18 protein-coding genes are annotated in these 22,630 nt (G+C 64.2%); 3 read left to right on the plus strand and 15 right to left on the minus strand.

From position 1 onward, the window contains the following. Positions 1-341: 341 nt before the first annotated feature. From VLT15_06900 to VLT15_06950, 11 genes are all read right to left on the minus strand, one after another. A complete protein-coding gene (locus tag VLT15_06900) occupies positions 342-1,700 on the minus strand; it encodes a TrpB-like pyridoxal phosphate-dependent enzyme (GenBank protein ID HSR44941.1) in 1,359 nt (452 codons plus the stop codon). A 140-nt stretch (positions 1,701-1,840) separates the two neighbouring features. Beyond that, positions 1,841-3,604: a hypothetical protein gene (locus tag VLT15_06905; GenBank protein HSR44942.1), complete on the minus strand. Its 1,764-nt coding sequence runs from the start codon at positions 3,602-3,604 to the stop codon at positions 1,841-1,843. 79 nt (positions 3,605-3,683) lie between these two features. Then, the gene (gene hemG / locus VLT15_06910; protein HSR44943.1) at positions 3,684-4,997 is read right to left on the minus strand and encodes a protoporphyrinogen oxidase; all 1,314 of its coding nucleotides are present in this window, start codon (positions 4,995-4,997) and stop codon (positions 3,684-3,686) included. Then, a complete protein-coding gene (gene hemH / locus VLT15_06915; GenBank protein HSR44944.1) occupies positions 4,994-5,962 on the minus strand; it encodes a ferrochelatase in 969 nt (322 codons plus the stop codon). The genes hemG and hemH overlap by 4 nt, the downstream gene beginning before the upstream one ends. Before the next feature lie 7 nt (positions 5,963-5,969). Continuing rightward, positions 5,970-7,355, minus strand: coding sequence for an oxygen-independent coproporphyrinogen III oxidase (gene hemN, locus VLT15_06920; GenBank protein HSR44945.1), 1,386 nt, complete (start codon positions 7,353-7,355; stop codon positions 5,970-5,972). Beyond that, positions 7,352-8,347 (minus strand): uroporphyrinogen decarboxylase, encoded by a 996-nt coding sequence (hemE, locus tag VLT15_06925; GenBank protein ID HSR44946.1) that lies wholly within the window; start codon positions 8,345-8,347, stop codon positions 7,352-7,354. Before hemE ends, hemN begins: the two co-directional genes overlap by 4 nt. Next, a complete protein-coding gene (hemL, locus tag VLT15_06930; GenBank protein HSR44947.1) occupies positions 8,344-9,612 on the minus strand; it encodes a glutamate-1-semialdehyde 2,1-aminomutase in 1,269 nt (422 codons plus the stop codon). Before hemL ends, hemE begins: the two co-directional genes overlap by 4 nt. Beyond that, the gene (hemB, locus tag VLT15_06935) at positions 9,609-10,592 is read right to left on the minus strand and encodes a porphobilinogen synthase (protein HSR44948.1); all 984 of its coding nucleotides are present in this window, start codon (positions 10,590-10,592) and stop codon (positions 9,609-9,611) included. Before hemB ends, hemL begins: the two co-directional genes overlap by 4 nt. Next, a complete protein-coding gene (locus VLT15_06940) occupies positions 10,589-11,275 on the minus strand; it encodes a uroporphyrinogen-III synthase (protein HSR44949.1) in 687 nt (228 codons plus the stop codon). Before VLT15_06940 ends, hemB begins: the two co-directional genes overlap by 4 nt. After that, positions 11,272-12,135, minus strand: a complete 864-nt coding sequence (hemC, locus tag VLT15_06945; protein HSR44950.1) for a hydroxymethylbilane synthase — start codon at positions 12,133-12,135, stop codon at positions 11,272-11,274. The genes VLT15_06940 and hemC overlap by 4 nt, the downstream gene beginning before the upstream one ends. After that, positions 12,125-13,357: a hypothetical protein gene (locus tag VLT15_06950; GenBank protein ID HSR44951.1), complete on the minus strand. Its 1,233-nt coding sequence runs from the start codon at positions 13,355-13,357 to the stop codon at positions 12,125-12,127. The genes hemC and VLT15_06950 overlap by 11 nt, the downstream gene beginning before the upstream one ends. A 260-nt stretch (positions 13,358-13,617) precedes the next feature. On the opposite strand from VLT15_06950, the gene VLT15_06955 reads away from it, so the two are divergent. The 3 genes from VLT15_06955 (at position 13,618) to VLT15_06965 (ending at position 16,789) form a co-directional block, all read left to right on the plus strand. Continuing rightward, complete coding sequence (locus VLT15_06955) at positions 13,618-14,430, plus strand: prephenate dehydratase domain-containing protein (protein ID HSR44952.1); 813 nt, start codon at positions 13,618-13,620, stop codon at positions 14,428-14,430. Next, positions 14,431-15,063 (plus strand): nucleoside deaminase, encoded by a 633-nt coding sequence (locus tag VLT15_06960; protein HSR44953.1) that lies wholly within the window; start codon positions 14,431-14,433, stop codon positions 15,061-15,063. 145 nt (positions 15,064-15,208) lie between these two features. After that, positions 15,209-16,789 (plus strand): NapC/NirT family cytochrome c, encoded by a 1,581-nt coding sequence (locus VLT15_06965; GenBank protein ID HSR44954.1) that lies wholly within the window; start codon positions 15,209-15,211, stop codon positions 16,787-16,789. A 135-nt stretch (positions 16,790-16,924) separates the two neighbouring features. Here VLT15_06965 and VLT15_06970 read toward each other — a convergent pair whose 3' ends face one another. The 4 genes from VLT15_06970 to VLT15_06985 all read right to left on the minus strand — a co-directional run bounded on the left by VLT15_06970 (position 16,925) and on the right by VLT15_06985 (position 22,630). After that, a complete protein-coding gene (locus tag VLT15_06970) occupies positions 16,925-18,436 on the minus strand; it encodes a c-type cytochrome domain-containing protein (protein HSR44955.1) in 1,512 nt (503 codons plus the stop codon). Continuing rightward, positions 18,429-19,478, minus strand: a complete 1,050-nt coding sequence (locus VLT15_06975; protein HSR44956.1) for a cytochrome c3 family protein — start codon at positions 19,476-19,478, stop codon at positions 18,429-18,431. The genes VLT15_06970 and VLT15_06975 overlap by 8 nt, the downstream gene beginning before the upstream one ends. A 190-nt stretch (positions 19,479-19,668) precedes the next feature. Then, a complete protein-coding gene (locus VLT15_06980; protein HSR44957.1) occupies positions 19,669-21,792 on the minus strand; it encodes a hypothetical protein in 2,124 nt (707 codons plus the stop codon). Between the two features lie 148 nt (positions 21,793-21,940). Next, on the minus strand, positions 21,941-22,630 hold the full coding sequence (locus VLT15_06985) for a cytochrome c3 family protein (GenBank protein HSR44958.1): 690 nt from the start codon (positions 22,628-22,630) through the stop codon (positions 21,941-21,943).

Genomic DNA, 22,630 nt, shown 5'->3' on the forward strand with positions numbered 1-22,630 from the left:
GTAGGCTTCGCCGGCCAGTTCGGTATGGAACCGCCGCATCTGCTCGATGAGAACGTCATCGACGATCTGGATAACCGAAGATATGCCGTAGCGGGCGACTTTCAACGGCGTGTCGATGGTGAAACCCGTTCCCATCACCGGGATGTGGAACGTGTGGACGGCAGCCGTCATGTGTAATCCTTGTTCGGTCGGAATCAGTCAAGCAGAGGCTGGGGCCTACCGGAAGGGCGAAAAATCAAGGGGCTCAGGTTGTGGGTTTGGTTTCTGAGCTCAAGACATGCACGTTGTGATCAGCAACTGGACCTCGAAACCCACAACCAACGGACCCGACTGAGGGCCGCTTACACGTCCGGCAGCCGTTCCAGCGCCGCGGCTACCTTCTCTTCCGGGTACGCGTAGTCGGTGATCTCTCCGGCGAGGAACTTGTCATAGGAGGCGAGATCGAAGTGGCCGTGGCCGCAGACTGCGGTGAGAATCACCTTCTCTTCGCCGGACTCCCTGCACGCTTCGGCTTCGCGAATGGCGGCTGCAATCGCATGGGTCGGCTCGGGCGCCGGAATGATGCCTTCATTCCGGGCAAATGTGAGGGCGCTCTGGAAGCATTCGGTCTGTCCGATGGCAATAGCCTCGATCAAGCCGAGTTCGTAGATGTGCGAGAGCAGCGGAGACATGCCGTGATAGCGCAGGCCACCGGCGTGGATGGGATCGGGTACGAAGTCGTGTCCGAGCGTGTGCATCTTCATCAGAGGCGTCATGCCTGCCGTGTCGCCGAAGTCGTAGGCGTACACGCCTTTTGTGAAAGATGGGCAGGCGGCCGGCTCAACGGCCCTGATCGTCGGGTTGATCCTCCCGGCCAGCTTCTCGCGCAAGAACGAGAAGGTCAGTCCGGAGAAGTTCGACCCGCCACCGGTGCATGCCACGATGACGTCGGGGGCCTCTCCAATCTTGTCGAACTGGCGGATCGCCTCTTCACCGATGATCGTCTGGTGGAGCAGCACGTGGTTCAGCACGCTGCCCAGGGCATAGCGGATCGTCGGATCCTGCACTGCTGCCTCGACGGCTTCTGAGATGGCGATGCCGAGCGAACCGGGACTGTCGGGATCCTGCTCGAGGATGGCCCGACCGGCAGCCGTGAGCGGCGAAGGGCTCGAGTGAACCGTCGCCCCCCAGGTCTCCATCATCGATTTCCGGTATGGCTTCTGCTCGAAAGAGGCTGCCACCTGCCATACCTCGCATTCGAGACCGAAGAGAGCACTGGCGAAGGCGAGCGCGCTGCCCCACTGACCTGCGCCCGTCTCGGTGGTCAGCTTCTCGACCCCCTCCTGGGCGTTGTAGTAGGCCTGTGGGACGGCGGTGTTGGGCTTGTGCGATCCGGCCGGGCTGACTCCCTCGTATTTGTAGTAGATGCGGGCGGGCGTATCGAGTGCCTTCTCGAGCCGTCGAGCCCGATAGAGAGGGCTGGGCCGCCACAGGCGGTAAACATCGAGTACCTCGGCGGGGATGTCGATATAGGAGTCGGTGCTCACTTCCTGCATGATCAACGCCATCGGAAAGAGCGGGGCGAGATCGTCCGGCCCCACCGGTTGCTTGGTTCCGGGATGAAGCGGCGGGGGAGGAGGCTCCGGCAGGTCGGGAACGATGTTGTACCACTGCGTGGGCATCTCGGATTCTTCGAGCAGGATCTTTGTGGCGTCGCTCATGTTTCCCCTCCGGAAATCTGTCCTCGATGGTAGCCACGGCCGGTCTTGCATCGCTCGCCAAGCGGTGCCAGGACCTCAGTGAGCGAAACAAGAATCGAGTCGATTGGAGAGCGGTGGAGTCCCCCCGCTATCGGCTTCGCCTACTGGTAGCTCACATAGGAAGGGAGCGGGTCGAGGTCCAGCACCTGCTCGGGGGTCGGAGTAGGTGAGTCCTCGTCGTAGAAGTTCTTCCATCCCCACCACCACTGGTCTGCGTCGGGCCGGCCGGTCAGGGTCGAGTACGTTGTGTACTTGGTGCCGATCGGTCCCTGGCCGTCGGCGTGGATCATTACGGCCAGTTCCGGCGGCCGCTCGATGGAGCCTCTGTTGGTGATCATGCTCAGATTGAACTGGTGGACGATCAGCAACTTCTGGGGAAGGCGGTTGGCGCGGACCAGGTGTGCCAGCCATTCGGCCACCCGGTTGACCTCTGCGGCGTCGACAGAGCCGATCTGGGTCAGATGGACCTGGTTCGGTTTGAGCCGCCACTCCGGGTCGAGCGCCAGTCCGACGTGGGGCAGGAGGAGCAGTTCCTCATACAGGCGTGCCTGGTCGAGGAAGTCGGATCGCCCGGGCTGAAGGTCGAGCACAACGTATAAGCCTTCCCGGCCCGCAGCTTCGACCCAGGGCAGCAGAACTTCGACGCTCATCTCTGAGGAGTAATCACCGTCGCTTCCGGCACTGACGGAGGCAACAGAGGCGATGATCTCGAAGGCGGGGAGCACCTCGACTCCGTCGGCGCCGTAGGGCTCTGCTACTCGTCTGGCGCGTTCGATCGCCTCTTCGACCCCTTGCTCGCCGAGTACGCCCAGGTAGGGTGTCGCGGGGTTCCCATACAGAGCGACCAGGCGACGGCCCGGGAACAGCAGGAGGCCTCCCCCCGGCAGTTCCGTTCCGGCCAGCAGGGTTCCGAGGTGCCAATCTGCATCCCCAGACATCTCGCCGGCGATGTGGATTCGGGTGATCTCCTCGGGACCGGCGTGCATTGCCGAGACGACGCTGCGGTGCCCCCGCAGGTCCCTTCCGTCTACGAGCAGTGCGGTACCTTCCCCGCCGAGCGCAGCCCCGGCGAGCAGCGCGAGACCGGGGGAGCAGACGTCGATCAACCAGGTCTCGCCGCCTGCGGCGCGTTCGTCTGCCGCCCTGGCTATCGCGGCTGCAGCCTCCGGAGACCCCGGATCGCACTCGGCAGCAGCCCGGGTCGGGGCGGTTATGGTCCGGCCGGTTGAAATCGACAGGAGCGCTTCGGCGATCGTACTCGGGCCGGTTCCTTCGCGACCGACCCGCGCGACGGCGCCGCCCGCCCGCAATGCCAGGTCGGCCAGTTCGGTCAAGGATCCGCTCAGCACCTCTACCTCCCCGGACGGCACGGACAGCCATTCCGGTGCCACCTCCATCAGCACGGTCCGGGTCGGTGCCAGCCTGGCCAGCTCATCGTTGAGCTGCGTCGAAGCGGCCTCCGAGAACAACAGGAGCGAGCCCCGGCCGGCGGCAGCCAGCTGGGCTGCCACGACGATGACGGCGAGGTCGTCTGCCGGGGCGATGACGACCAGGTCGGAGCACCGGAAGTGATTCCGCGACAAGAACAGCGCGGCCGCCGCCAGATCGGTCTCTTCGATTGTCTCGAAAACAGGCTCGCCCGGTTCCGGGTCGATCGAGCAATCACGAGGAAGGGTGACCGTCGTGGTTGTCGGGTCGGGGGCGGCAGCGGCCGCTGTGGTCGTTGTCGTGACCGGTTGGGCGGCATCGGTGGCGGATGTCGTTGAGACGCCGGCCTCGACTGAAGTGCAGGCAGACGCCACCAGGAGCACCGCGAGGGCCGCAATGGAACGCCGGTAGGTTGCAGCTGACCGCAGGGACCACATCGGAGCAACAGTAGACCGCGCTCGGATCGGCGCAGCGGAACCCGGCTTCGTCCGCGGCGCCGCCCCGGTTCCGGCTAACTCAGCCCCCCAGTGCGTTGCCGATCCGAGCGGCCTCCGTTCCGAATCCGGACACGCCGATTCCGCGGTAACCCCATCCGGCCAGGTGAAGTCCGGGATGGTTCGCCACGGCGTCGTCGAGTCGGCGCATCCAGGCGACGTGACCCACGTTGTACTGGGGGATGCCGGGATCATGGCGGACGACCTTCGTCCAGCTCGGCTGGACCCTGGTGCCGATGACCCGGCTGGTTTCGTCGATCATCAGGGCGACCAGCTCGTCGTCCGATAGGGCGAGAACCTCCGGGTCGGCACCCCCGCCGTAGATTCCCTTGGCGAGGTGGTGCAGCGCCGGCGCCCGGCCTGGGGCATACTGTGACTCCATCAGGATGCCGAGCACCCGCACATCCGCGTCCGGGCCGATCAATGCTCCGAACCCTGCGGGAATGGGAACGTCCGCGGCGCGTCCGCCGATACCGACAACTGCGACCGGGGCAACCGCCGCATCGGCCATCAAGGTCGCGACGTCACCGGGTACGAGTCCTGCTGCGATGTGCGGCGCCAGGGCCAGAACGGCATTGTCAGCCTCGAATGTGTCTCCTGCCTCGACGATCCAGCCGGTGCCGCTCTTGCGAAGCCCGGTGACCCGCCGATTCGCCTGAAAAGATTCGCCCAGATAGGCGGCCAGGTCGTCGGCGACTCCCTTCATGCCGCGGGGCGGAACGTGCACGGAAGCTCTCTTCGCTCCCTTTTCCCGCTGCCTCATACGGGCCAGCATTCCCCGAATCATGCTGCCGGCCTCGTCTTCGAGAGCGACCATTTTCGGGAAGGCGCCCCGCATCGAGAGCTTCGCCGGGTCGCCGGCGAAAACACCGTGTGCCATCAACGTCGATCCCAGCACGCCGACCCCGTTGCCGAATCGCCGGCTGAAGAAGCCTTCGATCGACTCATCTTCGCCGGGAGGCGGGGTCTTGACCCACGGCTCCCGGACCGCCCGGAACTTCGCCCTCCAGGAAACGAGTCGTGAGAAGGCGATGGCCGGAGATGCGGGGATCTGGAAGAGTGTGCCGTTCTGGTAGACGAACCGTGCCCCGGCGGCCGGGTCGGCAGCGAGGAGCTCGATACCGGCCGCGTCGAACACGGGGGCCAGGTCGGCGTTCGGCCACAGCAACGACCCTGCTCCGGGTTCGAGCAGGTAGCCGTCCTCCTGCACGCTCGAGGCCACTCCACCCGGTTCGCCGGTCGCCTCGAGCACTAGAACGTCTTTGCCGCGTCGTTTCAACTCGGCACCGACGATCAATCCGCTCAGGCCGCCGCCCACCACGATGGCGTCTCTCACAGTGAGCTCTCCAGGACGTCGGCGAGCATCGGCCCCACCTCGGGCCGGTCGTTCATCATTTCCGACCGGAAGTAGTTGTGGATCCCGAGCTTTCCGGCTTCCTCCCGGAAGAGCATGTCGACCTCGTAGAGCGTCTCGATGTGGTCGGTGACGAAGGAGACGGCAACCATTCCGACGGTGTCGTACCCGTCGGCGGCGAAGTCGGCCAGCACATGCTCTGTCCCCGGCCCTATCCACTTGACCGGCTTCGTGCGGGATTGGTAGCCGAGGCGAGCATCGATCTCGTAGGGGACCCGCTCGATGACGGCCTTCACGGTTGCGGCGGTCTCGTCGGGATACGGGTCGCCCTTGGCGACGACGCTCTCGGGCAGTCCGTGGGCGGAGAACAGCACGGCAGAGCCGTTTCGCCGGTCGGCCGGGCGGGTCTCGAGCATTTCGGTAACCAGCTTTGCCTGTAGATCGAGGTAGGAGGGATGGTCGTACCAGGTACGCACCACCTCGAGGGGGATGGTCACGTCCAGTTCCGCCAGGACCCTCCGCAGCTCGTTCTCCGATGAACCTGTGGTCGCGGTCGAATACTGCGGGTACATCGGCAACAGGACTATCCGGTCGACATCGGCTCTGACCAGTTCGCGAACCGCGTCGTACGTGTCGGGCCGGGTGTAGCGCATGGCGACCGACACGTGCGTGTTGTGACCTCTTTGGCGCAACGACTCCTCGAGCAAGCGTCCCTGAGCCAGGGTGATCTCGAGGATGGGGGAGCCGCCGCCGATCAGCCGGTAGTTCTTGCGGACGAACGGTCCCCGCGCCTTGGCGACCGCCCAGCCGAATATCTTGCTGACCATCTGCCCACCGGGGAGCGGGACGAGGTCGGGATCGGCAAAGATGGCGCGGACGAACGGCTCCACCTCGCGTTGGTCGCGTGGTCCGCCCAACTGGGCAAGGATGATTCCGGTCTTGGACATTCTGCTCCTACACGGTTCTGGAGAACACGGGCTTGTCCCGCTTCACTTTCTTGAGATAGATGTCGAAGGTCATCGCGACGTTGCGAATGAACACCGACCCGAGCTCGGTGGCTGTGATGTGGTCTTCGCCCACCGACGCCATGCCCTCTTCGACGGCTCCGCCGGGGCCGGTCATTGCCGTGAGCTCCTCACCGAAGTAGGCATGGAAGTCGATCCCGAAGCGTTGTTCGACATCGCCGAAAGACAGGTATGAGTTGCACATGAGCTCGGTGATCACGTGCCTTCGGATCCTGTCGTCGTCCGACAGTGCAACACCTCGCTCGACGGGCAGCTCGCCGGCCTCGATCGATCGGTAGTAGGAGTTCAAGCGCTTGTGGTTCTGGGCGTAGGCACCGGCGACGTCGCTGATTCCCGACGAGCCGAGTGCGACCATCTCGGTGCCGCGCTTCGTCGTGTACCCCATGAAGTTGCGGGAGAGCGAACCGTTGTCCATCGCCACCGACAGCTCATCACCGGGGAGCGCGAAGTGGTCCATCCCGATCGCCCTGTAGCCGCCGCCGACCAGACGGTCGGATACCTGCGCCAGCAGAGCGAACTTCATGTCACGGTCGGGAAGAGTGGACTCGTCGATGCGCTTCTGGTTGGGTTTGACCCACGGGACGTACGCGAACGAGTACACGGCCAGCCGGTCCGGCAACATCTCGATCGTTTTCTCGAGCGTTGCTCCCATTGTGTCGAGGTTCTGTCCGGGCAATCCGTAGATCAGGTCGATGTTGATCGACTCGAATCCCAACCTTCTGGCTTCGTCGTAGAGGGACTTGGTCTCCTCCCAGGTCTGATTCCGACCGATCATTTCCTGCACGGCGGGATCCAGATCCTGCACGCCCAGCGACAGGCGGTTGAACCCGAGGTCCCGCAACATCTCCAGATGCGCTCTACCCGTCACCCGCGGGTCTACCTCGAGCGCCACCTCCGCGTCGGGCGCCAGCGTGAAGTTTCCCAGCAACGCTCGATGCAGCTTGGCCAGGTCGTCCGCCGAGTAGTAGGTGGGAGTGCCGCCCCCCCAGTGGTACTGGACGAGCGTGCGGCGCTCTCCAAGGTGTTCGGCGACGATCGCGGCCTCGTCGATCAGTCGCTGCAGGTAGACGTTCGATACGGATTCCCGCCTGGCGATCACGACGTGGCAGCCGCAGAACGAGCAGCGGGCGTCACAGAAAGGAAGGTGAACGTACAACGAGAGCGGACCGTCGACATCCCGGCCGGCGATTCGAAGCCGTTCGCCGTATGCCTCCGGCCCGAACTCGGGGGCGAACTCGACGGCAGTCGGGTAAGACGTATAGCGCGGACCGGGACGGTCGTACCGGGAAAGGAGCTCGGGCGTCAGTGAGATCATCCTGCTCTCCCCAGAACGGTTTCGACCATCGCCGCCACGTTCTCCACGGGGCTGTGCCGGTTGATCCCGTGACCCAGATTGAAGATGTGGCCGGGTCGCCCGGCGGATTCGGCCAGTACTCCGGCCACCGCCGACCGGACCCGTGCAGGATTCGTCAGCAGCACGGCCGGGTCGAGGTTCCCCTGGATGGGGTGCTCTTCGCCGACCAGTTTCCAGGCTTCGCCGAGAGGCAGCCGCCAGTCGACCCCGTAGGCGGTGGCGCCCACGCCTCCGAAATGGGGCAGCAACTGGGGTCCGTGCGGAGCGAAGTAGATAGTCGGAACGGTCTGATATTCCAGGGCGGCACGCGCCGCGGGAAGTGCGAAGTCCACGAAGTCATCAACGGAGAGGATTCCCGCCCAGGAATCGAACAGTTGAACCGTGTTCGCTCCCGCGTCGATCTGTAGTTGCAGATAGGCCGACATTGCTCTCCCGAGCTTGCAGAGAGCCTCCGTGGCCAGAGCCGGGTCCGTCTTGATGGCGCTCCGCAACGCCATGAACTCCTTGCTTCCGCCCCCTTCCAGTAGGTAGGCGAGAAGGGTGATCGGCGCCCCGGCGAAGCCGATGAGTGCCACGCCATCGGGTAGGTCCGACCGCACCTGGTCGATCGCCTCCGCGACGAAGTCGACCCGGTTTGGCTCGAAATCTGGAAGGCGGGCGACGTCGCGGAGGGTCATTGCTTCGAGCTTCGGTCCCGGGTCGAACTCGACCGCAAGGCCCATCGCCTCGAGTGGTGTCATGATGTCCGAGAAGATGATGGCCGCGTCCAGGTCGAATCGCCGGACCGGCTGGAGCGTGATCTCGGCCGCCACGCCGGGAGTATGGACGGCTTCCTGAAACGTGTGCCGTTGTCGCAGTTCCATGTACTCGGGCAGATAACGACCTGCCTGGCGCATGAACCAGATCGGCGGCCGATCCAGCGGTTGCCTGCGGAGTGCCTGGAGGAGTCTCACGATGCTGCCTCGGCGATCGACTCTTCGAGTGCGGTGAGCGCGATGTCGAGCGTGTCGTCCAGATGGGATTCCATCAGGAACCAGGCCTCGAACGGTGAAGGCGGTAGCAAGACTCCCCGTCGCAGAGCGCCGTGGAAGAACCGATTGAAGAGGTTCGGGTCGAGGTCGGCGACGTCCGACCAGGTTGTTGCGCGGTCCACGCCGAGGAATACGCCCACCATGCCTCCGACCGCCTGCACCACGCCGGGCAGCCCGGCCGCCTCGAGTGCAATGCCGAGCCGGTGCTCGATCAGCCTGCCTGCATCTTCGAACCGGTCGTACAGGTCGTCGTTCGCTTTGAGCCATCGCAAGGTGGCCAGTCCGGCGGCGGTGACCAGCGGATTGCCCGAGAGGGTGCCGGCCTGATAGACGGGACCATCCGGAGCGATCATCCGCATCAGGTCCTCACGGCCACCGTAGGCCGCTCCGGGGGTTCCGCCCGCAATGACCTTGCCCAGGGTGGTCAGATCCGGTGTGACGCCGTATCGGCCCTGGGCTGATTGCGGCCCGACACGGAAACCCGTCATGACCTCGTCGAAGATCAGAATGGCATCGAACTGGTCGCAGAGCTTGCGCAGACCGGTGAGGAAATCTGCTGCGGGGGGGATGCAACCCATGTTTCCGGCAACGGGCTCGACGATCAGCGCGGCGACGTCACCGTTTTCCAGGTGCGCCTGTACAGAGGCGAGGTCGTTGTAGTCGGCTACCCGCGTGTCGGCAGCCGTGCCTGCCGGGACTCCTGGGCTCGACGGTATTCCGAAAGTAGCCAGGCCGCTGCCCGCCTGGACCAGGAAGGGGTCGGCGTGGCCGTGGTAGCAACCGGCGAACTTGATGATTCCGGCTCTGCCGGTCGCGGCGCGGGCCAGCCGGACGGCAGAAGCGGTCGCCTCCGTGCCGCTGTTCACCAAGCGCACTACGTCCACCGAGGGAACCATCTCGGCGATCATCTCGGCGAGCTCGACTTCTGCAGTCGTCGGTATGCCGAAGGAGGTTCCGCGCGCAGCCGTCCCGGTAACGGCTTCGACTACTGCCGGATGGGCATGTCCGTGGATCAGGGCTCCCCACGATGCGATGAAGTCGATCAGCTCACGACCGTCGGTGGTCGTGACCCTCGCACCCGATCCGGAGGCGATGAACGGCGGGTCGCCACCGACCGCCTTGAAAGCTCTGACGGGTGAATGCACGCCGCCCGGGATCACCGCGGAGGCTCGTTCGAACCAGCTCATCTCGATCCCTTCAGCGCCCGTGCTGCATCGATTGCGAAATAGGTCAACACGATGTCTGCCCCGGCGCGCACGATGCCGGTCAGCGACTCGAGCATGACTCGGTCCCGGTCGATCCAGCCGCGGGCGGCGGCAGCTTCAATCATCGAGAACTCGCCGGACACCTGGTAGGCGGCCAGCGGGAGTTCGGTGCGTCCCCGGAGGTCACGGATGACGTCCTGGTACGGCCCGGCCGGTTTGACCATGATCATGTCTGCGCCTTCGCCCTCGTCGAGGGCAGCCTCACGCCGTGCTTCACGGGCATTGGCAGGGTCCATCTGGTACGAGCGGCGATCCCCGAAGGCCGGCGCAGACTCGGCCGCGTCGCGAAACGGACCGTAATAGGCCGAGGAGTACTTGACGGCGTACGAGCAGAGGGCGACGTCCCGATGGCCCGCTTCGTCCAATCCCGCCCGGATGGCTGCCACTCGGCCGTCCATCATGTCCGAGGGGGCGACGATGTCGGCGCCCGCATCTGCGTAGACGGCGGCGGTTTTGGCCAGGAGTGGGAGAGTGGCGTCGTTGTCGACTACTTCCCCGTCGAGTGGTCCGCAATGGCCGTGACTGGTGTATTCGCACAGGCACACATCGGCCCACCGGACCAGATCGGGCGCAGCCTCCGCAACGGCTGCGATGGCCTGCGGCACCGGACCGGCCGGGTCCCAACCCGGCGATCCGATCTCGTCTTTGTGGGCGGGGATGCCGAAGAAGATCAGGCCGCCGACCCCGGCGTCCTGGGCCTGCCCGGCCAACTCGACGATACCGTCGACCGAGAGTTGGAAATGGCCGGGCATCGAGGCGATGGGCGTGCGGATTCCTCGTCCGGGAACGACGAAAACCGGCAGGACGAACTGTGCAGGATCGAGCCGGGTCTCGGTGACCATTCTTCGAAGTGCCGCGGTCCTGCGGAGGCGCCGCGGCCGGACGGTTGGGAACTCATTCATACTGCGACTCCTAGGTGCTCGGCCACAGCCTGGGCAAGTGACTGGAAGGTGGGAAGAGGGGCAACGACGGCAGCCGCCCCACCGTTGTTCTCAACGGCACGAAGGGTGGTTTCCCCGATCACCCCAATCTGCGCGCCGTCTAGTGATCTCGAAAGCTGCCATCCGGCGACTGCCGATGGTGAGGCAAATGTGACGGCATCCACCCGATCCAGCGGGGGAGCGATGGGTCGGCTGGAGTAGATGGCAGGGGCGGTGAACCTCGCCGCCCGAGTCGCCAGCATCTGCAGGGGTGCGGGATCGGCGCCGGACGCGTGCGGCCAGACCAGGTGCTTTCCTGCCGCGTGCGGAGCCAGGTTCTCTGCGAGCTGCGCGGACCCGCCGGAGCCGGTGACTGCGACACGGCCGCCTCTCTCAATCACCGCGCGGGCCGAGGCTGCTCCGACCACGGCGAACTCGACATCCGGAAGCGGGCCATCCGGCCAGAGGACATCGATCGTTCTGCGCGAGCTGACGACGAGTAGGTGAGCTTCCCTCGAGGCTTTCCTGGTTGCGTCGAGTGTTTGCTCGTCTGCCGGGTCGACTTCGATGCATGGGAGGACCACGGGTCGCAGGCCCATGAAAGTGAACGGAATCGAAGCGGCCTCCGCCCGGTCGGCACTGGTGGTGACGGCGACGAGCTTCACAACCCGAGTTCCTTGCGGGCAGCAGCCACCACCTGGCGGGGGTGATCGCCGGTGACGCGAGCACGGCGTGCTCCGCGCTCATCCTCCACGAAGGCGTCCATCTGGATCCGTCCGCCGGCCCATTGCGCCAGAGCCCCAAGAGCCGATCGACATCCCGCCCCGGTTTCGGCGAGCAACGACCTCTCCGACTCGACCAGATGGGTCAGCTCGGGTTCGCCGATTGCCTCGACCAGGTCCCGGATGGTGCCGTCGGCGCGGGTTTCAACCGCCAGAACGCCCTGGCCGGGGGCGGGGACCATCATGTCGATTGACAGGACCTCGGAGATTCGGTCGGCATGCTCGAGCCTGACGAGGCCGGCCTCGGCGAGCAGCGCCGCATCGACTTCGCCTGCTGCGACCTTCCCCAGACGGGTGTCGACATTGCCGCGGAGCTCCTGCGTCCGAAGGTCGGGTCGGAGGGCCCTGAGCTGGGCGATGCGTCTGGGGCTGCCGGTTCCTACTACCGCTCCATCCGGCAGGTCGCCCAGCCCGGCACCCACCAGCGCATCCCAGGGAGTTGCCCGCTCGGGAAATGCGGCGAGAACCAGGCCGTCGGTCTGCGTTGTCGGAAGGTCCTTGAGCGAGTGAACGGCCGCGTCCGCTCGCCCGTCGAGCACTGCAGCCTGGACCGAGCGGACAAACGCGCCCATCTGCGTCAGCTGGGCGACCGGTGAAACTCGATCCAGGTCACCCGTCGAGTCGATCTCAACGAGCTCGATCGCGACGTCGGGGTGGACCGCCAGCAGACACTCTGCAACCCGTCGGGCCTGATACAGAGCGAGTGCGGAGCGTCGCGTGGCGAGGCGAATCTCAGTCGGCACCCGCTACCCCGAATACTTCGGCGAGGATGGGCGCGGCGTGCGCTCCCTGTTCGTCGGAGCTCAGGTAGGACAGCGGCCTGTGGAGCACCCGGTGTGCGACGGTCTGAGCGAGCTGGTTGAGCACTCCGAACTGTGCATCGTCGGCGTGGAGCTTGCCGGCGAACCTCCGCACCTCCTCCTCTACGGCCTGACGTGCCTCTGCCAGAATCGCCGATATGACCGGGCCGACTTGATCGTGATTGGTCAGCTTGGACCACATGTCGGCGGCCAGGTCCTCGAGCACGGCTTCAACCTCCTCCGATGCCTGCCGGCCCCGCGCCTGCTCGGCCAGATCATCGAGGTTGAGGTAACGAAGCTCGTCGCGAGCCCCGTTGGGGGAGAAGTCGGGTGGCATGGCAAGATCGACGAGCAGCAGGCGATCGGACCGGGCGGAGAGAGCCTCGCCGAGGACGGCTCCGTCGAAGAGTTCGCGTTTCGACGACGTGGCACTGATGACGACCGGAAAAGTGGCCAGCGCTTTCGGAGCCTCGGACATGTCGCGAATGTCGTCGGCGTCGAAACCGACTGCGGTCGGCCTGCGTGCGTAGACGGTGACCCGCGGCGGGGCCTCCTTTCTGCGCAGCGTCTCGGTCGCCGCCCTGGCCATCGCCCCGGCGCCGAACACTGCAACCTCGCCGGCGTCGGCCGCCAGGTCGGCGGCGACGAGAGCCAGCGAACCGGTGCCGGTTTCCGGCAGTTGCTTGCGGGCTGCCCGGCCGGCCCTGACGGCCGACTGCAGGAGCTTCTCGAACATCCCGCCGGCGGCACCATGAGCCCGGCTCATTTCGAGGGCTCCTCGGAACTGGCCGAGGACTTCGGGTTCCCCGACTATCGGGCTGTCGAGGCCGGCGGCTACACGGTACAGATGCCGGATGACATCCCGGTCGAATCTGACGACCGGTTCGGGGAGTTCCTGGTCGCCGTAGAGTAACTGCAGAACACGACGATTGGCCCGATCACAGCCCACGTTCACCACTTCCACCCGCAGGCAGGTTGCCAGCACGAAGGCGTCGACACCGGCGCCGCGGACCCGGTCGAGCGCTTCTTCGAGACGGGCGGGTTCGAGAGCGAGTCCGGCACGTTCAGCACTGGTGGTATCGGGATGGGCGAACGACGCAGACGTGACCCGGAAGGTCGGTTGGTTCCCCGCCGTGTGCGGATGCACAGGGGTGGTCAATGACATCTGTCTCCCCGAATCGCCGCTTTCTCTCCATCAGGTTGGCCCAGGGTTTCCTCTACACCGCAGGGTGAGAAGTCCCCAGCCATCGGGCCACGAGGCCCTATAGAAGTCGAATCTCGCCGCAATTGACCTTCGACGCGAAGTCGAAATCGAGCCGACGCGACGTCGGACAATTCGCGCCGCGATGCCGGGTCCCGATTGCCGGGTACCGCACGTCTGCTGCAGCGCGGTCCCATGGCCTGGAACCGATTACTCTCCAGCCCATGCCAGTTGGATATCAGGGAGAAGCCTTCTCCTACAGCGATCGAGCCACGCGCGAACTCTTTCCCGACCGCGAACGGATCGGCTTCGAGAACTTCGTCGATGCGTTCACGGCGCTGACCGGCGGGGAGGTAGGCCGTCTGGTTCTCCCGATCGAGAACTCGACGACCGGAAGCGTGCTACCCGTGCTCGATCAGCTGGCGGCGGGCGGAGCGAAGATAGTCGCCGAGCACTACGTCGAGGTGCGGCACGCGGTGCTGGGTGTGCCCGGAGCCAAGCTCGATGAGATTGTCAGCATTCGATCTCATCCGGAAGCGCTTTCTCAGGCCGGCGGAGCGATCGCACGACGCGGCTGGCAGCCTGTTCCCGTCCACGACACGGCCGGTGCCGTGCGTGTGATCGCAGAGCGCGGCGACCCGACCCGCGCCGCGCTTGCTCCTCCTGAGGCGGCTGCTCCGCACGGTCTGGAAATCCTGCTCAGCGATGTCGTCGACAAGCTGCACAACACAACCCGGTTTGTCGTTCTCGAGACCGGTGAGCCGGAAATCCCGGCTGATGCGGACAAGTCGAGCGTTGCGTTCGAGACTCTGCACCGCCCGGGCGCCCTCGCCCTTGCCCTGACCGAACTCGGCTTGCGAGGTGCCAATCTGACCCGCATCGAATCGCGCCCGACGGAAACACCGTGGAGATACCGGTTCTTCGTCAACCTGATCCACGCCCCGGGTCCGGGCGGCTACAAGGCAGTATTCGACCCGCCTCCGGTGACGATGGCCGAGATCCATCATCTCGGCACCTACCGGTCCGAGCTGAGCTGAATGGACTCGCCGACCGCCTGGGACGCCCTGGACATGGGCTGGCAGGCGGCTTTCCGGCAGGCTTGGAAGTCCTTCGGGAAGGGGTCGTTTCCGGTTGGCTCCTCCCTGTTCGCCCCGAATGGAATGCTGATTGCCGTCGGCCGCAATCGCATCTTCGAGACGGGTGGCGATCCGCTGGCGGGGTCGCTGCTCGCCCACGCGGAAGTCGGTGCCTTGAGCCGTCTCTCGACGGATGAACGAAACGATGACGTCACGTTGTACACGACCCTGGAACCCTGCCTCTTCTGCGTGGGGGCCGTCGTGCTCTGCCGGGTTGGGACCGTTCGCTTCGCAGGGTCGGATTCATATGGTGGGGCGGCCAAGCTGTCCCTCGACATCAACTCGCAGACGGCCAGATACGAGCCGTCGATCGTGGGGCCCCTGGACGGTCCATTCGGTCGCCTGGCGGCTGCGCTCCCCCTGGTCTTTCTGGCCCGATCCGGTCGCTGGACACGGGTCCTGGATCACTTCCGGCGGTCCGACTCCGACCTCGTCGAGCTGGCGGAGGATCTCGAAACCCTCGGTCCCTTTCGGGATCCGAGTTTCTCTCCTTTGGCGAAAGCTCTCGAGGAAGCCTGGCCGTATCTCTCATGATTCCGCCGGACCCACGAGACAACCGTGACTGGCCGATCCCGGCGATGACGCAACTGTCCCCGCAGGATCGGGACCATGGGCCCTATGGAGCAGCCGCAATGACTTCGTATCCTCGACATGAGACGAGGGGTGCATAATGGACGACATGTCCGATCGGCCAGAAGATCCGGGCGGGGACAAAGAGCCGGAGATTCTGGAAACCCAAATCACCGGTGGCGATGAGATCACGACGATGTCCCTCTACGGCCACCCCCTGGCCGCGCTCGGCGGCGCGCTCATGGTCGCCGGGATGCTCGTGTTCATCGTCCTACTCGGTCTCGACTACCTCTCCGACGCCGAGAACCCGTATCGGTCGCTCGTCGCCTTCATCGGAGCACCGGTTGTCGGGATCCTCGGTCTCTTGTTGTTCTTGATTGCCATCCGGGTGCAGGTTTCGTCGGCGAAACGGAAGGGACTGCACGTCCGCTGGCGGCTGACGATCATCCCGTCCAGCGCCCGCTATATGCGCAACCTGTGGCTCTTCCTCGGGCTGAGCGGATTCCTGGTCGTCGTCTTCATCTATGCCGGCTTCCGCGGATACGAAGCAACAGAGTCCGTTGCGTTTTGCGGCGAGACCTGTCACACGGTGATGGGCCCGCAGATCGAAACCTACGGTGATTCGGCCCACGCCCGTGTGCCTTGCGTGGAATGCCACATCGGCCCCGGTACCTCGTTCTGGGTCCAGTCGAAGATCGATGGAATCCGGCAGGTCCTGGCGGTAGCGATGGATTCATACACGAGGCCGATCCACACGCCGGTGGTCAGCCTTCGGCCTGCTCCCGAGACTTGTGAGGAGTGCCACTGGCCGGAGCAGTTCTACGGTCAGAAGCTGAAGACGAAGCAGTATTACCGCACGGACGAAGCCAACTCACCGTGGACGATCTCGCTGCTCGTCAACATCGGCGGCGGCAATCCGCAGACAGGACGCGCTGAGGGAATCCACTGGCACATGGTCACGGACAGCCTGGTCGAGTACATCCCGCTCGATACGAAGCGCCAGGAGATTCCTTGGTTCAGGGTGACCAAACCCGACGGGACCGTGGAGGTCTATGCCGATCCCAACGCCACCTACCCGGACCCGGAGGGCCTCGAGACGGAAATCCGGGTCATGGACTGTGTGGACTGTCACAACCGGCCCAGCCATCAGTTTGAACCCCCCGCCGTAGCCGTCAACCTCGCCCTCTCCAAGGGCGAGATCTCCGGCGATCTGCCCTTTATCAGAGCGGTCGGCGTCGATCTTCTCAATGCCGAGTACGCGACACTGGATGAGGCTCTTGCGAAGATTCCGGCCGGACTGCGTGCCTACTACGCCACCGAGTACCCGTTCCGCGTCCCGGACTTGAGCGATGACATCGAGCAAGCGATCGAGGTGCTGGTAGGCATCTACGAAGGCAACTTCTTTCCCGAGATGAATACCGACTACCGGGCGCGCGAGAACAACCTGAGCCACTTCGTCAACGACGGCTGTTTCAGGTGCCACGGCGGGGATCAGGTCAATGAGGTCGGGGAGGCTCTGTCGCTGGAGTGCACCACCTGTCACTCGATAATCGCCCAGGGAGCGTCCGACGATCTCAGCCAACTGGACAGCGACATCGCCGGTGTGGAGTTCATTCATCCGCTCGAGATCGGCGATGTGTGGCAAACGGTCAAGTGCACGCAGTGCCACACCCGTGAGTCTGGTTACTAGGGCGGCGCCGCGGCCCGCGATTCTCAGTTCGCCGCGCCCTTCGACCGGCCGTCCGCTGGTCCGGCCTGAGGCAGATTGCGAACGGGCTCTGCTCCGCGGCGCGGACGGCGGTCGAGGTCATCCGAAGAAGGCCGGTTACGGTGCCCCGGATTCGATCCATTGGCGGATGGTCGCCAACTCGTCGGCGGTGAACTCGCCGGGGTGGCCACCGGCCTCCTGAACCAGCACCATCCGGCTGGCGTCGGCGTCGCCCGGGACCACGACGTCGCCACTCGCCAGCACCGCCTCGAGCGACGACAAATCGATGCCCCCCAGTGCGACCGTGTCGGAGTGACAAGCACCGCAACGGAGGATCACCGCGGTGCCCACTGCACCGTCCCAACTCGAGGGAGCGGCAGGTTCTCCTTCCAGGGGTGCTCCTGCGGAAATCCAGGAGGCGACGAGCGCCAGATCGGCGGCGGCCAGCCGGCCGGGATGTCCTCCGGCCTCCAGCACGGTGATCAGCAAACTCGAGGCGGGATCACCCGCAACGACAACGCCCTCTCGGGCGAGTGTTGCCCCATAGGAGCTCAGGTCGAGCCCACCCCGCGCATTCGACGACGAGTGACACGAGCTGCAGGCATCCGCCAGCAGCGGCCCGACGGTCGCCCAACTCTCGTTGCCGGTCGGGTCCGGCACAGACGTGTCGGTAGGCACCGTTGTGTCGGGGATGACGATCGTCGGCAGCGGGTTGTCTTCGGAAAGGGCCGGCCCGCCGTTGCCCCGCAGCTCGGGTGGCAGGGGCTTGTAGGCCACAACATCTTCGATCGGCTCGATCGTGGCGATCGAAGTCTCCTCGTATGTGATGAACCACCAGGTTCCGACGAGCATTATCAACGCCGCGACTCCAAACGCCGGCCAGAACCTTCTGCGCCGCTCGGCCATCTCCGTCGCGGTTGCCTGAGGTCCGGACAAACCGGCTTCGATTGCTTCGAGTTCCAGTCCGTGTTCCTCGACCATCTCCTGCCGGCTGATGTAGCCGGTGAAGATGCTCTTGTTGAAGTGCTTGATGTGCACGTGATAGATGTGCCAGACGAGGATGGCCAGCACCGCCAGGAGTGCTTCACCGCCGTGGGCGGCCTTCGCAGCCGGAATGAAATCGCCTGGGAGGAACTTGGCGGTGGTGATCGGGTTCCACAGCATGTAGCCGGTGGCGATCATCAGTACGGTTCCCCACACGAACGACCAGTATTCGACCTTCTCGGCGAACGTGAAGCGACCCTGCTTGACCGGTTCGTGACGTTTGCCGGCGAGGAATGCGATGGACTCCTTGATGGCCACCCAGTCCTTCATGCTCGGAACCATTGCTCGCGGCCGCTTCTCGACGTACGTGCGGTATCCGGCCTTGCCGAAATGCCAGATCACGGCCAGCATCAGGACCGTGGCCAGCCAGCGGTGAATCACCCGTACTTGAGGGAGTCCGCCGAGGGATTCGATTACCCATTGGGAGAAACCGGCCTCGAAGAACTTCTGGACCAGGCCGGTCAGACCCAACCCGACGAAGGTAACGACTTGGATCGCATGCTCGATTCGATCGGCCTTTCCGAATCTCAGGATCCGATCGGGTTTCTCGACGTCCTGTTTCTCCCGCGCGAGGATGTCAGACATTTCCGACCGCCCTACGACGATGCTGGAGATGGCGAATCCCGTCGATCGTCACCCAGATGAGCATGCCGCCGACTACTCCGGGGATGACAAGTCGGTAGAACCAGCCGACCAACCAGACGAGAACGGCCTGATCCGAGGTCGGCTGGTAATGGCGCAGCCAGGAGTTGGGGAAGTTGGCGGTGGCGTCGGGATGGCACCGCTGGCAGGTGAGGAGGAGATTCTCCTTGTAGACCGTCGAGTCGACCTCATCAGAGGCCAGGATGTTGTGAACACCGTGACAGTCGATACAGACGGGGGTGTTCGTCGTCTGATCCGGAGCGAGCTCCTCGAACAGCATCACCGTCGTTCCGTGGAAATCTGCGACGTAGGTGTCGAACACCTCGGTACTGATCCCGTACTTGCCCATCAGGGCCTCGTCCGCGTGGCAGTCCTCGCAGATCTTCGGTGAAAAAAGATGAAACTGGGAGTGGGAGGGGCCTTCCACGGCGTGTACCCCGTGGCAGTCGGTACAAGTCGGCACGTCCTGAATGTCATGCTCGAGCAGAGCTGCCCCGTGGATGCTCCCGGCGTAGAGGTCGTAGATCTCCGAGTGGCAGCTCCGGCACGTGCGCGGGATCGCCGTGGTATCGGCGCTCGGATGCGTGACGTTGTGCGCGCCGTGGCAGTCGGTGCAGATTGCCGCCTCGCGGTCGCCGCCGGCCAGTGCCTCCGTATGCATGTTGTCGAGAGTGTCCGTGTACTCGCTCTCGTGGCAGTTGAAACAGGATGTGTACAGCTCTATGGCGAGGTCACGGCGTGTGACGGCCGACATCGGGTCGTGCGGGTACTGACCGATGTCGGTGTGGCAGTCGATGCACGTGAGGCCGGACTCACCGTGAATGGAGGCTTCGAACACGGTACGCGGCACAACGGCCGGGAGCATCTCACCAGATGGGAAGTCGAGGATGATGTTGCCTGCTTCGTGGCAGCCGAGGCAGTAATCGTTCACCTGCGCGTCCGCATCCGACTCTTGAGCAGATGCGGCGAGTGGCACCGTGAGCACGGTGGCCGCCAGTATCCCCAGGAGCAGCAGCGTTGATCTTGTCGACAGCGTCGGCCTCCTACGCGGCCGAGGCTCCTCTCCACTGCCAGCCTACGATCCCGAAACAGGCAAGGATCAGGGCCGACGGACCCTTACCGGCAGGCCGGTTAGTTCACTTGAAAGTTGACCTTCGGCGGCCCGAGTCGCCGGGTTACGGTCGTGTCATGAGGTCGTTGAAGCCTCCGACGGCATCAATCGCGTCGTACAGCATCTGCATGACGTACTTGGCGTTGTGGGCGAAGGCGCCCGGGTCCTTCTGCGCGTACTGGTAGATGTACGCAGCACGGAGGAGGTTCGGTGTCCACGTCGAGTAGACCTCGCCGGATTCGGTGAAGAAATACGGGTAGGTGTGCGAGTCGTAGACGATCCGAACCGGGCCGCCGGGCTCACCTCCGTACGCCCGCATCGCCCCGTACAGCATCTCGAGCATCGTGTTGATCTCACCATCGACGCCTTCGGTTATGTTGCCGTCTCCATCCCAGTCCGTATCCCAGATCCGGATCAACGACAGGTCTTCTGCCGTCTCGACTTCGTTGTGGCATGAGGCGCACGTCTCGTATTTCACCGTCAGCTGATGCTGGTCGTGGCATGCCGTGCAGGTGTTGAGGCTTGCGACGTGGCCGAATCGGCCTACGTAGGTCTCGCCGGCGAACTCGTATCCGCCCTGAACCTCCGTACCGTAGACGGTGGCTCCGGCTGCAAAGTAGTGGATGTTGATGAACCTGAGACCTTCGAGGACTTCGTCACCCGGAGCATCTCCGATGGCGGCGTCGACCGTTGAAGTCGACGATCTGCCCTGGTGGCAGCTTATGCACAGGTTCATCGCCTGATCTCCGCTGTTCACCGAGGCCCCGCTCGGGAAGGTGACGTCCTGCTCGACATCGTTGATGAGCGAGAAATCTTCGAGACTGGCGTGGCAGGTGCTGCAGAGGAATCCGTTGGCCGGGCTGGTGCTGATGTTCACGCCCTCCCGGATGTAGAGCGGCAAACCGTCTGCTGAGTGGCACCTTGCGCAGGAGCCGGGCACGGAGCCCTCCTCGTCCCAATGCCTGAAGGCCTCTTCCGAACCTGCGAAATGACCGTGATCGATCCTGGTGCCGACGGCCACCGGGTTGGCCAGCACCTCGTTGAGGCTTTCGGTGGAGTCGGTCATCAACTGGAGAACGTACTTGCCGCCGTGGGCAAAGGCTCCCGGATCCTTGAGCGAAAGCTGATAGTTATAAGCCGCCTTCAGGAGGCGTGGTGTCCAGTTCTTGTACTGGTTGCCGAAGTTCGCTTCGTCTTCGCCGGCCAGGCCGTCGCCGTTGGTGTCGATGAAGAAGTATGGGTATACCAACGGGTCGTAAGCGATCGTGCTGCCGGTCTTGTCGGCCGCGTACGCCTTTATCGCTTTGAAGAGCGTTGCGCGCACACCCTCGAGTTCGTAATAGATGCCCTCGGCTATGTCCCCGTCGCCGTCGAAGTCGACCGCCGAGCCCGGCATGCGGACGTTGCGGAGGTCTTCGAGTGTCGCGACGCCCGTGTGGCAGGTAGTGCACTCGGCGATTCTCAGCTCAAGTGTGTGGGGGTCGTGACATTGAATGCAGGTCGTATATCCCTCGACGTGGACGAAGAATGCATCGTATGACTTGCCGTCGTATTCGTAGCCGCCCTTGGCTTCCGATCCGTACTTGGTGGCGGCTGCCGCGTAATAGTGAATGTTCTTGAAACCGAGATCCTCCGAGACGGTGTCCTCATCGACACCGGCTGCGGCGATCGATTCATCCACGCTGAACTTCGATTCCCTGCCCTGGTGGCATTCCATACAACGAGACTCATCTCCGAGTCCCGTCAACTCGATGCCGGAAGGCATGACCACACTGTCCTTGGAAATCGTCACGTAGTTGTGGCAGGTCTGGCACTCGATCGTCGAACCCGTCGGGGCTGCCGCATCAACAACGCCGCCGGCGCTACCGTCGACTCCAAGGAAGTCGAGGTAGCCGGTCGAGGTGTGGCACTTGGCGCACGAGGTTGGGACCTCCTGTGGATCTTCCTCATCCCAGTGACGGAAGGCCTCAGCGGTGGCGTCGTTGTGTCCTGAGCCCTCCCAGGCTGCCAAGAATCGAATCGCGAAATCCAGTCCCTGGGGATCGGCGGCGGGAGGGGTTGTCGTCTCCGTAGGTGTCGGGGCACCCGTTGCCGTGGTGGTCGTGTCGTCCTCGCTGCTCGTGCAGGCCATGAGAACCAGCAGCAGCGCGACAAACACGACTACATGCGATCTTCGAAGTCGGCTCATGTTCCCTCCCCTGGGAATTGTCTAGCTCGCTTCCCGACATGATGACGGGTCGCCGCCCCACTCGCGTAGAGCCTTTCGACCCCTTAGCGGCTACACAAGAGGTCGAAAATCCAAGACCGGGCCCTCTTTGATGGAGGCCCGGTAAACCTCAACCTCGTTGTCGCACAGACCGCCATGCCACCATTGCCAGCCATACGAGGACGACGAAACCTATCAGCAGCCCACCAACGACGAGGAGAATCGTGAAGCCGCTCGTGCTCCCGTGTTCGGGAATCTCCGGGGCCGAATGGATTCCCTCTGCCGGGATTGTGACTCCTTCTGAGTGGCATTCGTTGCACGACACCTGAACCTCAGCCGACACCGGCTGTGCGCTGCCCGTGGTATGCGGATCATGGCAGTCGGAACACAGCAATCGACCCGCCTCGGTGTGCAGTTCGTCGGCCACTTTCGTGTAGTGGTCTCGATGGCACATCTCACAAGTCCCGGACTGTTGAGCGGAATAGTCCGAGAGGCTTCCGGCGGTGAATTCCGGATGTGGGTATCCGCTGATGTCGAGGTGACAGTTGCGACATTGCACGCCGGTCTGGCCGTGCACAGAGCGTTCATACTCCCCCCGGAACACGGCCAGGCTCAATGTCTCGTTCGAAGGAAGCGGAACCGCCAGATCGGACTGTTGATGGCAGGCGAGACAGGTGTCGCTGCTCCAGAAAGGATCGCTATTTCCGGGTCCCTCCTGAGCGTTTGCCGGCCGGCCCATCCACAGCAAGAGAGCGAACGCCAACAGAGCCAGCCGGGCGACGCGCTGGATGTTGCAGGCGGTTCGAGTTGGGGTTTGCAT

This window comes from Acidimicrobiia bacterium (genome assembly GCA_035471805.1).
GTDB lineage: Bacteria > Actinomycetota > Acidimicrobiia > Spongiisociales > JAHEDJ01 > JAHEDJ01.